General features: G+C 67.8%; 12 protein-coding genes, 2 tRNA genes and 1 pseudogene. 7 read left to right on the forward strand and 8 right to left on the reverse strand.

The features are described from left to right. Positions 1–58: 58 nt before the first annotated feature. From QFX32_07330 to QFX32_07340, 3 genes and pseudogenes are all read right to left on the reverse strand, one after another. Positions 59–655, reverse strand: a pseudogene (locus QFX32_07330) (fibrillarin-like rRNA/tRNA 2'-O-methyltransferase). Then, on the reverse strand, positions 652–1,518 hold the full coding sequence (locus QFX32_07335; GenBank protein ID MDI9633852.1) for an RNA-processing protein: 867 nt from the start codon (positions 1,516–1,518) through the stop codon (positions 652–654). Before QFX32_07335 ends, QFX32_07330 begins: the two are co-directional and overlap by 4 nt. A 63-nt stretch (positions 1,519–1,581) precedes the next feature. Continuing rightward, positions 1,582–2,793 (reverse strand): tripartite tricarboxylate transporter permease, encoded by a 1,212-nt coding sequence (locus QFX32_07340; protein MDI9633853.1) that lies wholly within the window; start codon positions 2,791–2,793, stop codon positions 1,582–1,584. A gap of 84 nt (positions 2,794–2,877) precedes the next feature. Between QFX32_07340 and QFX32_07345 the strand changes: the two genes are divergently transcribed. The 3 genes from QFX32_07345 to QFX32_07355 all read left to right on the forward strand — a co-directional run bounded on the left by QFX32_07345 (position 2,878) and on the right by QFX32_07355 (position 4,661). Beyond that, positions 2,878–3,573 carry a uroporphyrinogen-III synthase gene (locus QFX32_07345; protein MDI9633854.1) on the forward strand — a complete coding sequence of 232 codons (696 nt, stop codon included), beginning with the start codon at positions 2,878–2,880 and terminating at the stop codon, positions 3,571–3,573. Further along, positions 3,570–4,490: an RNA-guided pseudouridylation complex pseudouridine synthase subunit Cbf5 gene (locus tag QFX32_07350; GenBank protein MDI9633855.1), complete on the forward strand. Its 921-nt coding sequence runs from the start codon at positions 3,570–3,572 to the stop codon at positions 4,488–4,490. Before QFX32_07345 ends, QFX32_07350 begins: the two co-directional genes overlap by 4 nt. Before the next feature lie 87 nt (positions 4,491–4,577). Further along, positions 4,578–4,661: transfer RNA gene (locus tag QFX32_07355), tRNA-Ser, on the forward strand. On the opposite strand, the gene QFX32_07360 is transcribed toward QFX32_07355, so the two are convergent. From QFX32_07360 to iorA, 3 genes are read right to left on the reverse strand one after another with little or no spacing between them, the layout of a single operon-like run. Beyond that, entirely contained in the window at positions 4,643–5,428 is a 786-nt protein-coding gene (locus QFX32_07360; protein MDI9633856.1) for a site-specific DNA-methyltransferase, read from the reverse strand. The genes QFX32_07355 and QFX32_07360 overlap by 19 nt on opposite strands. After that, complete coding sequence (locus QFX32_07365) at positions 5,425–6,030, reverse strand: indolepyruvate oxidoreductase subunit beta (protein MDI9633857.1); 606 nt, start codon at positions 6,028–6,030, stop codon at positions 5,425–5,427. The genes QFX32_07360 and QFX32_07365 overlap by 4 nt, the downstream gene beginning before the upstream one ends. Beyond that, positions 6,027–7,811 (reverse strand): indolepyruvate ferredoxin oxidoreductase subunit alpha, encoded by a 1,785-nt coding sequence (iorA, locus tag QFX32_07370; protein ID MDI9633858.1) that lies wholly within the window; start codon positions 7,809–7,811, stop codon positions 6,027–6,029. The genes QFX32_07365 and iorA overlap by 4 nt, the downstream gene beginning before the upstream one ends. A gap of 138 nt (positions 7,812–7,949) precedes the next feature. Here iorA and QFX32_07375 point away from each other — a divergent pair. Both QFX32_07375 and QFX32_07380 read left to right on the forward strand, forming a co-directional pair. Next, a tRNA-Ile gene (locus tag QFX32_07375) sits at positions 7,950–8,023 on the forward strand. A gap of 59 nt (positions 8,024–8,082) precedes the next feature. Beyond that, entirely contained in the window at positions 8,083–8,541 is a 459-nt protein-coding gene (locus QFX32_07380; GenBank protein MDI9633859.1) for a hypothetical protein, read from the forward strand. A 10-nt stretch (positions 8,542–8,551) separates the two neighbouring features. Here QFX32_07380 and QFX32_07385 read toward each other — a convergent pair whose 3' ends face one another. Both QFX32_07385 and QFX32_07390 read right to left on the reverse strand, forming a co-directional pair. Then, positions 8,552–9,088: a hypothetical protein gene (locus tag QFX32_07385; protein ID MDI9633860.1), complete on the reverse strand. Its 537-nt coding sequence runs from the start codon at positions 9,086–9,088 to the stop codon at positions 8,552–8,554. Positions 9,089–9,249: 161 nt separating this feature from the next. Beyond that, a complete protein-coding gene (locus QFX32_07390) occupies positions 9,250–10,530 on the reverse strand; it encodes a tRNA (N(6)-L-threonylcarbamoyladenosine(37)-C(2))-methylthiotransferase (GenBank protein MDI9633861.1) in 1,281 nt (426 codons plus the stop codon). A 139-nt stretch (positions 10,531–10,669) separates the two neighbouring features. Here QFX32_07390 and nadX point away from each other — a divergent pair, with 139 nt between their 5' ends. Both nadX and nadC read left to right on the forward strand, forming a co-directional pair. Beyond that, the gene (gene nadX, locus QFX32_07395; protein MDI9633862.1) at positions 10,670–11,428 is read left to right on the forward strand and encodes an aspartate dehydrogenase; all 759 of its coding nucleotides are present in this window, start codon (positions 10,670–10,672) and stop codon (positions 11,426–11,428) included. Further along, entirely contained in the window at positions 11,425–12,372 is a 948-nt protein-coding gene (nadC, locus tag QFX32_07400; GenBank protein MDI9633863.1) for a carboxylating nicotinate-nucleotide diphosphorylase, read from the forward strand. The genes nadX and nadC overlap by 4 nt, the downstream gene beginning before the upstream one ends. The last annotated feature ends 17 nt before the right edge of the window (positions 12,373–12,389 follow it).

The following is a 12,389-nucleotide window of genomic DNA, read 5'->3' on the forward strand; positions in this document are numbered from 1 at the left end:
CTCGCCCTCCTCCCCCTCCATTCCCCCCCAGAGACCCTTCTCTCCCCGGTTCCCCACCTCTGCAGCACTCGAGGATGGCGTGGTCACGGTGGTACGGCCCGAGCCACACGACCTTCCGCGTGCGTATCCCGTGGCGCGCGAGCTCTTTGGCGGCGCGCCGCACGACGTCCTGGGGCTTTCCCGCCACGTCGATGCTGCGGGCCTTCACCGCGACGAGGGCAATGCCACCCTCCCCGAGGAACGGGAAGTTCCTCCTCGCGATCAGGACCTGGTCAGGGTGCGAAACGTCCTGGAAGAGGAAGTCGACCTCCTCCACGAGGGGAACGTACGTTTCCGGGCATGCCGCGTCCGCGAAGATGGGGACGATATTCATCCTCCTCTCCGCGACGGCGAGGAGGTCCCTCATCGGGGCGGGCGCGTTCTCGACTGCGTACACGACCTCCGTGTAGTCTGCCACGTGCGAGACCGTCGTCCCGTGGGCCGCGCCGAGGTACAGGACCCGCATCGCGGGCTCGAGCATCACTTCCCCGCCGAGGTAGTAGTACGCGGCGAGTTTGCTCCTGCGGGGACTCCAGACCCTGTATCCCTTGAGGGTACGTTCCCCGTAGACCCCCGCTTCCCCGCGGGAGACGAGGACCCCGTCGATCCACATCATCCTTCCCTTCCTCCCCCCGCCCTCCGCACCGCCCCGCGTGCCTCCTCGATGAACGCGCGGTCCACCTCCCCCCGGAAGAGATCGATCCTCGCGGCGATGGCGAGTTTCGCGGAGAGCGTCCTCGCGACCTTCCCCCTCCGGTACCTCGCCGCCCTGTGCACCGCGCGGCACTGGTACACGATCCCGTGCTTCGGCGGCGGTGTCCCGGAACGCACGTGGGAGAAGAGCGCCGTCCGGGCACCGAGGACCTGGATCGCGGAACCCGGGAGGCGGGAGAGGGCAACGAGGCCTCCCGCCGCGGCGAGGAGGCGTGCTGCCACGACACCCCCCGTGAGCGCCGCCGTGTTCGGGACGATTTCCGACGCGAGGCGCGAGATCTCGCGGGTCAGGCCGTCCCTCGCGCACCCTAGCTGGGCGATGGCCGCCGCGACCTCCTTTAGGCGGGGACTCCCCCCCGCGGAGATGGCCCCGAGTGCCTCTTTCCCCCCGAGGGCCCGGTACTTCCGCGTGAATCCGGGTGTCACCGCCGCGTGCCATGCGAGTGCGCTCTCCGAGAGGTCGTTGATCGCCTCGTCCAGCCGGTCCCTCACGCGGACCATCTGGAGGAGTTCCTGCTCGGGTCCCGCGGCAACGCGGGCAAGTGCCCTCCCGGCGCGGAACACGCAGAGCGCGCGGAGAACGTGCAGGTACTCGGCGCGCGAACCGACGAACCCGCAGTCCCTCGCGACTTCCCACGCGGGCATCGGGAGCGCCTCCCCCGTGGAGAGGATCCTGTCGAGGCGGAGGGAGAGGTACTCCGGGTCGCGGGACTCCGCCGGTGTGCACTTCCCCCCCGAGACGTCGCCGAACCAGTAAGAAGGCATTCCCTGATATCTTGGACGGCGGGATTGCTCATATACCCCCCTGCCGGGCGCTCCCCCGCACGGTCAGGCGATCGAGAAGCCGAACGAGAAGAGGACCACGGGGAGCATGACCGCGCCCATGCAGAAGACCTGCGGTACCGCGAGGAGCCGGGGGACACACCCGACGGCCGTCGCGAGCGCGAGGACGAGGAGTCCGAAAGGCCCGGTCGTGAGGAACGACACGAACGTGACGAACGCGATGACGGCAGCGGCGAGCCGCGTCCTGTCGATCCCCTCGAGGGAGCGGGCGAGCCCTGCACATGCAACCGTGACCACGTACGCGAGGAGCGCCGCGAGGGACGCGGAGACGAGGAGGAGGTGGAGAGGGGGGACCTCGAGGGCGGAGAGCGCGGAGACGACGCCGTTTCGCGTCCTCTCGACGGCGTAGAACGCCGCGAGTCCCACGAGGGCGTTCGTGGTGTTCGCCGCGCTGGTGGCGAGGATGTACTCGCGCCTGTCGCGTCCGCAGTCGACGACCGACGCGAGGACCCCGTTTGCGGTCGCGTTCGAGAGCCCGGGCAGCCACCCGACGACGATCCCCGCGACCGACCCAAGGAGCGTTCCCCTCGCGATCCCCCCGTCCTCCAGCGATATCCCCGTAAATTGCTGGGGAGGGATCGCGCCCTTCCCGGAGAAGAGGAGGACGGAGATGCCGAACAGCCCCGAGAGGAGCGGCATGAGGATCGCGCCCGTGCCGAGCGGGGACTGGGAGAGGTACGCGTACCGGAATGCAAAGAGCCCGAGGATTCCCGAGACGAGGAAGACACCCGTGGAGACGCGCGCCGAGGGGGAGTGGAGGACGAGGACCGCGACGACCCCGGCTATCACTATCCCGCTCGCCCAGTCCACGTAGGGTTGGACGGGGGGCACGAGGAAGATGAGGAGGATGCAGAGCGGGACAGAGAGGACGATCCCTGTCGCGCTCCCAAGGGCGGCGATGCGGACTGCCTCTTCCCCCCTCCCCTCGAGGCAGAGGGAGTGGGCGGGCAGGACGGCGATGGCGGTGTCTGCATCCGGGATGCCGAGGAAAGTGCTCGGGACCGCGTCGAGGAAGCAGTGCGCGACGAGCGCCGAGACGAGGACCGCGGCGAGGAATGCAGGTCCAAAGAGCGGCGCGAGGACGGAGAGGGAGGCGATGAGGACGGCTGCGAGGGTATTCACGTGGATGCCCGGGAGAAGCCCCGATACCGTGCCGAGGGCCACCCCTGCTGCCGTCCCCGCGACGATTTCCCACATCCTTTCGCGAGGGTAGGGGGCATTTATCTTAAATGAATCGATACCTGATAGGAAACCTACCTGCAGCCGGAGATGGGTTGCCCGATGCGAATCGCGATCACGAGGCTCAAGGAGAAGGCCGCCGAGGACCGGGCACGCTGCGCCGCGCGGGGACACGAGTGCTACGCGGTCTATCCCCTCGAGGCCGTCCCGGACCCCGCCGAGATTGAGATGTTCGTCCGCCTCGCGAACGAGGGCGCGTTCGACTGCATATTCTTCACGAGTGCCCTCACCGTCCGCCTCGTCGCGCCGCGGGTGGAGAGGTGGCCGCGCGTGGTCGCGATCGGGCCGCAGACGGGGCGGGAGCTCGAGAAATGCGGCGTGCGGGCCGAGGTCCTGGGCAGTTTCTACAGCCGGGACTTCGTCCGCCACGTGGGCAGCTGGATCGCCGGGAAACACGTCGGCATTCCGCGCGCGGACGTGCCGAATCCGGGTCTCGTCGCGTCCATCGAGTCCGCGGGGGGGCGGGTCACGCAGGCCCATTGCTACTCCCTCCGGCCGACCGGGATACCCCTCCCCCTCGCCGACGCGGATGCCGTCCTCTTCACGAGCGCGATGTCCTACAGGGTGGCCGTCTTCGAGGGGCGGCCCGGTCTCCTCTTCCTCGCCATCGGCGAGGTCACCGCATCCGCGATGCGGGAGGGGGGGCACGCCCCCCACGTCGTGGGCGACGGGTCGCTCGAGGGCACGCTCTCCGCGTTCGACAGGTTCCTCTCCCGTCCCCGTGGTGGTGCCGGGTGAGCGGGGAGGGTGCGATTCCCCTGCCCGCGGGAGGTATCCTCGTCCTCGACAAGCCCCGCGGCCCCTCGAGCCACCAGGTTACCGCGTGGGCGGGCGATATCCTCGGCACGAAGGTCGGCCACGCGGGCACGCTCGATCCCGGCGTCTCGGGTGTCCTCGTCGTGATGCTCGGGAAGGCGGTCCGCCTCGCGCCCGTCCTCCTCTCGCACGAGAAGGAGTACGTCGCCGTCGTGAGGTTCCACGGGAATCCGGGAGTGGAGGCTGTGGGGAGGCTCTGCCGGGAGTTTTCCGGCCGTATCTACCAGAGACCGCCGCGGAGGAGTTCCGTTGCGCGGGCACTCCGGATAAGGACCGTCCGTTCCCTCGAGCTCCTGGAGATGGAGGGGAGGCTTGCCGTCCTGCGGGTCACCTGCGACGCGGGGACGTACATCAGGTCCCTCTGTCACCACCTCGGCCTTGCGGCCGGGTGCGGCGCCCACATGCAGGAACTCCGCCGGACGAGGTCGGGGCCTTTCGGGGAGGAGTCCGCGCGGACACTCGCGGAGCTCCGCGACGCCGCGGACGCGTTCCGCGAGGGATTCTCCCGCCCCCTCCTTGGGATGGTACTCCCGGTGGAAGCAGCCGTCGCCGGCCTGCCGGAGGTCGTCGTACGCGACACGGCCGTTGATGCCCTCTGCCACGGCGCTTCCCTCGCGGGGGTCGGGATCCTCTCGCGCGGGTCATTCCGCGAGGGGGACCGCGTCGCGGTCCTGACGCGCAGGAGGGAGCTCGTCTGCGTGGGGCGCGCACTCGTCCCCTCCGAGAGGGTTTCCCCGGGGATGCCGGGCCTCGCCATCGCGCCGGAGTGCGTCCTCCTCCCCCCGGGGACCTACCCGAAGGGGTGGAAGGCAAAGAGAGAAAGATCCCGCGAGGAGTGAGGGGCCGGCACGCGGTGTCCCGGGTGGAGGGCGGGTGAGATAGGATTTTAAAAAAATCCCGCGATATAGTACGGGTACACTCGTTTTGCTGAGGTAGTCTAGCGGTACGGCGCAGGCCTGGAGAGCCTGTGGGGCTTCGGCCCCTCGGGAGTTCAATTCTCCCCCTCAGCGTCCCCCCGGTCCTGCGACGCGTCTTCTGGCGGGTTTCGGCCCGGGTCTCCCGCTTCCACGAGCCGCTCGAGGGCGAAGGCGTAGTACTCCTCGGATATCTCGAACCCGAGGAAGTGCCGCCCCATCTCCCTCGCGACGACGGCGACCGTCCCCGACCCGATGAAGGGATCGAGCACGAGGTCGCCCGGATTGCTCGAGTACGCGAGTATCTTCCTGACGAGCGCGCGGGGGAGCTTCGTCGCCGTCTTTTTCTTTCCCCTCCAGTACTCCCGGGGGATCACCCAGACGTCCTCCGGGTAATGATCCTGCTTGTTGAACGTGTAGTCGGACGGGTCCTTGACGGCAAAGAGGATGTGGTAGTGGCTCGTCACGTACTTCCGGCGGGTGAAGACCCCGAACTGGAACTTCCATATCAGGTGGTTGAGGACGTGGAAGCCCGCCCTGTCGAGGCCGCAGAGCACCTCCTTGAGCCTGTTCCACCCTGAAAAGACGTAGAGGCTCCCCGTCGGGGAGAGGACGCGGAATGCCTGTTCCATCCACCTGTCCGTGAATTCCTGGTAGCCGTCGGCGGGAATCTCCCGGTAGCCCGGGAGGACGTGGGACCCTGTCCTGTTGTAATTTTTCCGCTGTTCCCGGAAATCGATCGCGAATGGCGGGTCGGTCACGACGAGGTCGACAGTCCCCGAGGGCAGGGCGGGGAGGAGGGCGAGTGCATCCCCAAGGTAGATGGTGTCGGGGGAGAAGGGGCCGAGGTTCGCCTCTCTCACGTTCCCCGGGCCTCCCCCCTGCACCGCTCCCCTGCCGCGCGGCCGAGTTCGAATGCCTTCATGTTGATCGCGACGGTCTTTGGCGGGACGAGCCTCTTCACCGCGCCCGCGAGGGACTCTGGCTTGAGGGGCATGAACCACGACGCCGCGCCTATCATCACCACGTTCTGCGAGAGGGGGCTCCCCGCTTCTGCCGCGAGCCTGTCGGCCTCGACGAGGCAGAGGGGCCACGCGGAGAGTCTCCGGACGATGGCCTCCCTGTCCGGCACGGCTGCCCCCTGCATGGAGGCGGAGGTCGGGACGACGAGGCTGCTGCTGGAGACGATCCTCCCGTCCGGCGCGAGGAAATGGGAGTACCGGAGCGCCTCCAGCAGGTCGAACGCGATCATGAGCCGCGCCGCACCCGGCGGGACGAGGGGGCCGAATCTCCCGTCGATGCGGATGTGCCCCTCTACGGAGCCACCCCTCTGCGCCATCCCGTGGGTCTCTGCACCCCTCACGCTCCTCCCCTCGGCGAGGCATGCCTCGCCGAGGATGTTGGACGCGAGGATGATCCCCTGCCCCCCGATTCCCACGAGGAGGATGTCGAAACTCCCGCTCATCGCCTGCCCTCCTTCCTTCGCTCCTTCCTGATCGCACCCGCGGGGCATATCTGGGCACAGACTCCGCACCCGCTGCAGAGGTCCGTGATGCGTGCCTTGTCCTCCTCTCCCCTCTCTATCGCGGGGCAGCCGAACCCGATGCAGACGCCGCAGGCCGTGCACGCCTCGCGGTCGACCTCGAAGCGCCCCCTCCGGATGTTTGCCCGCCGTGCCGTGATCACGCACGGCTGCCGCGCGATCACGACCTTCACGCCCGGTTGTTCCGCCGCGGCCCGCAGGGTCGCCATCGTGGAGACGAGGTCGTAGGGGTCCACGGTCTCCACCCACTGGACACCGCACGCCCTGCACACCGCCTCGAGCGAGATCTGGGGCGAGGGGGCACCCGTCGCCGTGGTGCCGGAACACGGGTTGGGCTGGTGCCCCGTCATCGCCGTGACCCGGTTGTCGAGGATGACGAGGATCATGCGGGCACCGTTGTACACCGCGTTGATGAGGCCGGGGATGCCCGAGTGGAGGAAGGTCGAATCCCCTATCGTCGCGACGATCTCCCTCTTCTCCCCCGCGTGGGAGAGCCCGCTCGCGACCGTGACGGCGGCCCCCATGCAGAGTGTCGTGTCCACGGCGCCGAGCTGGAGCCCGAGGGTGTAGCACCCGATGTCGCTAGGGAATATCCCGTCCTTGAAGACCCTGCGGATCGCGTAGAAGACGGGGCGGTGCATGCACCCCGCGCAGAGGATGGGTGGCCGGGGAGGGAGATCTGCCACGGGAACTGCCGGGGGGTAGGTCTCGCGGGGTTCGATCCCGAAGGACTTGAGGATCGAGGCGACCGAGGCCGTGGAAAGCTCCCCCTCCCACGGGACGAGCCCGTCCTTCTTGCCCGAGACCGGGACCCCGCCGGAGACCTGGCGGACGATCTCCTCGACGACGGGGTGGAGCTCCTCAACGACGAGGACGCTCTCGTGGCGCCGCACCTGGTCTCTGAGCCATCCCTCGTCGACGGGGTACGCCCCGATCCTCACGAGGGAGACGTCATCGGGGATGAGCTCCTCCACGTACGCGGCCGCGATCCCGCTCGCGACGACCGCCCGGGGTCCCCGTATCACGGCCTTGTTGTACCCATTCTCCACGAGGGCCTTCTTCACCGCGGGCTGCTTTTCGTTCAGCTTCCTGTGGAGGACACGCGTGTGTGCGGGGATGACCACGTACTGTTTGGGGTCCTTGTGGAACTCGCCCTTGCGCGTGTTCTTGGCCGGCTCGCCGGTGATCGTGTCCCCCTTGGAGTGGCAGATCCGCGTCGTGGGCCTGAAGATGACGGGGAGACCGAACTGTTCCGAGAGGGAAAACGCGTCCCTCGCCATGTCGTGGGCCTCCTGGATCGTCGAGGGATCGAGGCAGGGAATCTTCGCGAAGAGGGCGTAGCACCGGCTGTCCTGCTCGTTCTGGGAACTGTGCGCGAACGGGTCGTCGGCGCTCATGATGACGAGGCCCCCCGTGACGCCCGTGTACGCGCTCGTCATGAGGGGGTCTGCCGCGACGTTCAGGCCGACGTGTTTCATCGTGACGAGTGCGCGGAGCCCGCACCACGCCGCGGCAAGGGCGTTTTCCAGCGCGACCTTCTCGTTGACAGACCACTCGACGTAGTAGCCCCTCTCCGGTATCCCGCGGAGGATGTCGATCACCTCCGAGGACGGCGTGCCGGGATACCCCGTCACGAAATCGACGGGGGCTTCCAGGCACCCGCGGGCGATCGCTTCGTTGCCAAGGAGGTACTCCCTTCTCATCAGGCTCCCACCCGGAATTCGCATTCATACATTCAGGGCAGGACCCATTTAATCTACTGGTCGCAGGGGAGGGATGGACACGGCGGGAATTCAAAACCTATAATATCCAGCGGGGACGAAATAGTAGGCAGGCCACGGGGGCCCGTAGCATAGCCAGGTGGTGCACCCGGCTGATAACCGGGAGGTCATGTGTTCGAATCACATCGGGCCCATCACCCCTTTTTCCGCGCTTCCAATCCCCTTAACTGGTCACGCGTCCCACATGGATCGCATGAGAAGGGAACCTCTCGTCGTCATCGCGCTCGGCTTCGCCGCGTGCGTCGCCCTCTACGTCCTCGTCGACATCTACGCGAGCCTGATCGTGGCGGTCATCGCCATCGCCCTCGCGATGTCGGTCTTCATCATGCAGGACAGCCTCAACAAGCCGAACATCGTGGTCTTCGCCGAGGAGGGCGGCAGGGGGATACGGGTACGGAACAGGGGCAACGCGAGGGCCCTCTCAGTTCAGGTATCCCTCGCGCCGCAGGACCTCCGGTTCGAGATCCCGGAACTCGGGGAGGACAAGGTGGTGACGTTCCAGGTCCCCGCCCTGGCAGACAAGACGAAGGTCGACGTGAAGTACAGGAACGAGGAGGGTCTCTCCTTCGCAAAGACCATCGTCCTCCTCCCCGGCGACGTCGAGGACGAGGACCTCTTAAAACCCCTCTTCCCCCTCTTCGGCTGGAAGTGACCCCGCGCCCTCACTTTTTCTGGGTGATGAACGCGATCGTCTTCTCCAGGGCCTCGATGAGGTCTTCCTGGCCTTCCAGGTAGTCCCTCATCGCGCGGTAGAGCATCACCATGACCTCGTGCCCGTAGAGGTGCAGGGCATCGCGCGGGGCGAGGGGGTTTCGGTAGGAGTCGACGGAGACCCCGTCGGAACTGTACATGAGCTCGTAGAACTTCCCGTCCTCGGAGAGGACGCAGAACTGGTCGTCCACCTTCTTGCTGGGATCGTCGGGCCGGTGCGGCACGGGGTCGGTCCTCCCGAGGACGATCATCTTCTCCTTGTAGAACGCCGTGTCGTAGAGCTCGCCCCTCGTGTCCACCTTTCCCTTCATGAGCAGCGTGAGACCGATTCTCTTCACGACCGGGACCGTCATCTCGCCCATGCGGGCCATCAGTTCCTCTTCCCGCGCGCGGACCTCCTCCCCCAGCTTCCCGATCTTCCCGTCGTAGTCCTCGATCTTTTCAAGAAGCCTGCGGTATCCCCTTTCTATCTCGTCACTCTCGTGCATGTCTCCCCCTTCCCCGCGGCGCGGGGAAATTTTCCGGGGCGTTCATTCACTACTGGGTGGAGGGGGCAATAATTGTTCCTGCGAAAAACCGTCCCTCCCGGTCCGTAAACCCTATCGCGCGATACCGGTGTGCCCGCACATCCCCCGGTGGGCCCGCCGCGTCACACGGGTTGTCCCCTGAAGTAATACACGTGGTCCGAGAGGATCCGGACCGGAAGGACAGTCCCGGGGGGATACTCTCCCCCGATGACGACGCCGCGGTACTCGCGGGTCCTGCCCATGGACGTGCCCGGCCGGAGGCGCTCGGTGACGACGACGGGGACGGTCCGGCCCACCCACCGCGCGTTCTCGCCCCGCGCGATCTCCACGGCGAGGGCAAGGAGCCTCCGCGACCGCTCCTTCTTGACGCGGTCGGGCATGTCCACCTCCCCCGCGGCGGGTGTCCCGGGACGAGGGGAGTAGCGGGTCACGATGACCCTGTCGGGCCGGACTTCCCGGAGGAGTCCGAGCGTCTCCTCGAATTCCCCCTCGGTCTCCCCCGGGAAACCGCAGATGATGTCCGTCGTGAGGGAGAGCCCGGGGACGGCCTCCCGGAAGACCTCCACGATCTCGAGGACTTCTGCCGGGGTGTACTCCCTCTGCATCCGCCGGAGGACCCCCATAGACCCCGACTGGACCGGGAGGTGGAGGGTCGCGAAGATCTTGGGAAGGGTGAATGCCTCCGCGACACCCTCGCGGGCGGGATAGAGGGTCGCCGGGTTCATCATCCCGGGACGGACCATGAAGTGCCCCGGGAGGGAGTTGAGCGCGTGGAGGAGGGACGGGAGGGACTGCCCGGTGTCCTTCCCCCACGCGGCAAGGTCCTGGCCCGTCAGCCTCACCTCGAATGCGCCCGCGGCGACGAGGCGCGCGGTCTCCGAGAGGATCTCGCGCGGGTCCCGGCTCTCCAGGACGCCCCGGGCGCGCCGCGTGATGCAGTACGTGCACGACCCGAGGCAACCCCGGCAGGCCTGGACTATCCCCACCGGGCCGGCAGGAACGGTGTTCACTTTCGCCCACGCGGCGTGGATCTCGTCGGGGTGGATGGTGACGACAGGCCTTCGCGTGGCCGCGAACGCTCCGGGGAGGGCGAGCGGCATGCACCCGGTCACGTAGACGGGGCGGCCCTCGTGCCGCCGCACCTCCGCGAGGACCTTCCTCTCCGTCCTCCCGACGACCGCGCACGTGTTGAGGACGATGGCGTCGGCAAGGCAGGGATCGTCGACGAGCGTGCACCCCTGCGCTTTGAGGACCTCGGCGAGCTTCCAGCTGTCCCCCGCGTTGTACGTGCAGCCAAACGTCCGCAGGAATACCTTCTTTTCCGCGAGGGCGCGGAGTGCCCCGCGGCTGTCCCCCGCCTTTTTGCTGTCCGCGCCGTGCGACCCGTCGCCCATCCATGGCATCCCTCGCTCCCGGAGGGCATGAGCATTCCCCCTGTCCCCGGCGCGGCGGCAGGAATGGCATGCACGCGCCCGCAGCCCCGGGTGAACCCTGCCCGGGGAAGAAAAAGGCTTAACCCGGCCGGCCCATTATGACTGTACGATGATTCGGGTCGGGCTTCTGGGGTGCGGGAACATCGGTCGCGTCATCGTGACGCACAGGGAAAACTTCGAGGTCGTGGCCCTCTACGACCAGGTGCACGCCCGGGCCAAGGAGCTCGCCGAGATATCGGGCGGAACCGCGCACAGCGACTTCGACTCGTTCATCGGGGCAGACTTCGAGTACGTGGTCGAGGCGGCCTCGGTCAGGGCTGCGCGGCAGTACGGCAAGAGCGTGCTCTCGAGGGGCAAGAACCTCATCCTCCTCTCCGTGGGTGCGCTCGCAGATTCCCGGTTTCTCTCGGAGCTCGTGGGGATCGCCGGGGAGAGGGGCCTTCGCATCTTCGTCCCGAGCGGCGCGATCGCGGGGCTCGACAACCTCAAGGTGGGCCGAATCTCCCCCGTCCGCCGCCTCGTCCTGCGGACCACGAAGAGCCCCGAGTCCCTCGGGATAGAGGCAGGGGAGAGGACCCTCGTCTTCCGCGGCAAGGCGCACGACTGCATCAAGGAATTCCCCCGCAACGTGAACGTCTCCGTGGCGCTGAGCCTTGCCGCGGACCGCGACGCGGACGTCGAGCTGTACGCGGACCCTTCCGTCACGCGGAATATCCACGAGATAGAGGCGGAGGGTGAGTTCGGCGAGATCTACATCAGGGTGAGCAACGTCCCGAGCCCCGACAACCCGGCGACGAGCTACCTTGCCGCCCTCTCCATCCTCACCCTCCTCCGGAACCTGGACAATCCCCTGGTGGTCGGGACGTGAAGGGAAAGCAAGAGGGTGCTACCCCCCGGGGGGGAGGGGAAGACGGGGCCGGCGGGCCGTTCCAGGTCCCCCGCGGTCTCCTCCTCTCCTTTCTCGACGAGGATGCACCGTTCGGTGACATCACCTCGCTCTCCGTCCTCCCGCGCGTGTCCTGCAGGGCGAGGATCGTCGCGCGGGAAGGGGGGGTCATCGCGGGGCTCGAAGAGGCCCGGGAGCTTTTCCTCGCGAGTGGCGTCGCGTTCCGGCCCCTCGCGGCGGACGGCGACCGGGTCCCGCCCGGGGCAGTCCTCGCGGAGGTCGAGGGGCCGGCCCGGGCCGTCCTCCTCGTGGAGAGGACCGCGCTCAACATCCTGATCCGCATGAGCGGGATCGCGACGATGACCCGTGCCCTCCAGGACGTGCTCGACGAGAAACTCCCGGGGGCACGCGTCGCGGCGACCCGGAAGACGTGCCCGGGCCTCCGCCTGCTGGACAAGAAGGCCGTTGCCATCGGCGGGGGGGACCCGCACCGCCTCACCCTCTCCGACGGGATACTCATCAAGGACAACCACCTCGCCCTCGTCCCCCTCGAGGAGGCGATCGCGCGGGCGAGGGCGCACTCGTGCTACAGGAAGGTCGAGGTCGAGGTGGAGAGCCCGGAGATGGCCGTGCGCGCGGCACGCGCGGGGGCAGACATCCTCCTCCTCGACAACATGACGCCCGCGCTCGTCCGGGAGACCATCAGGATGCTGAAAAACGCGGGTCTCCCCTCCCTCCCCCTCGTCGAGGTCTCGGGGCGGATCACCCCGCAGAACATCGCCGACTACGCGATCGAGGGGGTCTCCCTCGTCAGCGTGGGCGCGCTCACCCACAGCGTAAAGGCCCTCGATATCGGCCTCGACGTCGTTGGGACCGGGGACGCTCCCCGGCCGGCACGGGGACCCGCACCGCGGGAATATACCTGACGCGTAACTTTCCCTGC

Source organism: Methanolinea sp. (assembly GCA_030055515.1).
Taxonomy (GTDB): Archaea; Halobacteriota; Methanomicrobia; order Methanomicrobiales; family Methanospirillaceae; genus Methanolinea_A.

What these genes read in the sequence shown, in the direction of transcription:
- nadX (MDI9633862.1), top strand. Translation starts at nt 10,670, where the DNA reads ATGATTCGGGTCGGGCTTCTGGGGTGCGGGAACATCGGTCGCGTCATC.
- QFX32_07380 (MDI9633859.1), top strand. Translation starts at nt 8,083, where the DNA reads ATGAGAAGGGAACCTCTCGTCGTCATCGCGCTCGGCTTCGCCGCGTGC.
- iorA (MDI9633858.1), bottom strand. Translation starts at nt 7,811, where the DNA reads ATGAGAAGGGAGTACCTCCTTGGCAACGAAGCGATCGCCCGCGGGTGC.
- QFX32_07385 (MDI9633860.1), bottom strand. Translation starts at nt 9,088, where the DNA reads ATGCACGAGAGTGACGAGATAGAAAGGGGATACCGCAGGCTTCTTGAA.
- QFX32_07345 (MDI9633854.1), top strand. Translation starts at nt 2,878, where the DNA reads ATGCGAATCGCGATCACGAGGCTCAAGGAGAAGGCCGCCGAGGACCGG.
- QFX32_07335 (MDI9633852.1), bottom strand. Translation starts at nt 1,518, where the DNA reads ATGCCTTCTTACTGGTTCGGCGACGTCTCGGGGGGGAAGTGCACACCG.
- QFX32_07340 (MDI9633853.1), bottom strand. Translation starts at nt 2,793, where the DNA reads ATGTGGGAAATCGTCGCGGGGACGGCAGCAGGGGTGGCCCTCGGCACG.
- QFX32_07390 (MDI9633861.1), bottom strand. Translation starts at nt 10,530, where the DNA reads ATGCCATGGATGGGCGACGGGTCGCACGGCGCGGACAGCAAAAAGGCG.
- QFX32_07365 (MDI9633857.1), bottom strand. Translation starts at nt 6,030, where the DNA reads ATGAGCGGGAGTTTCGACATCCTCCTCGTGGGAATCGGGGGGCAGGGG.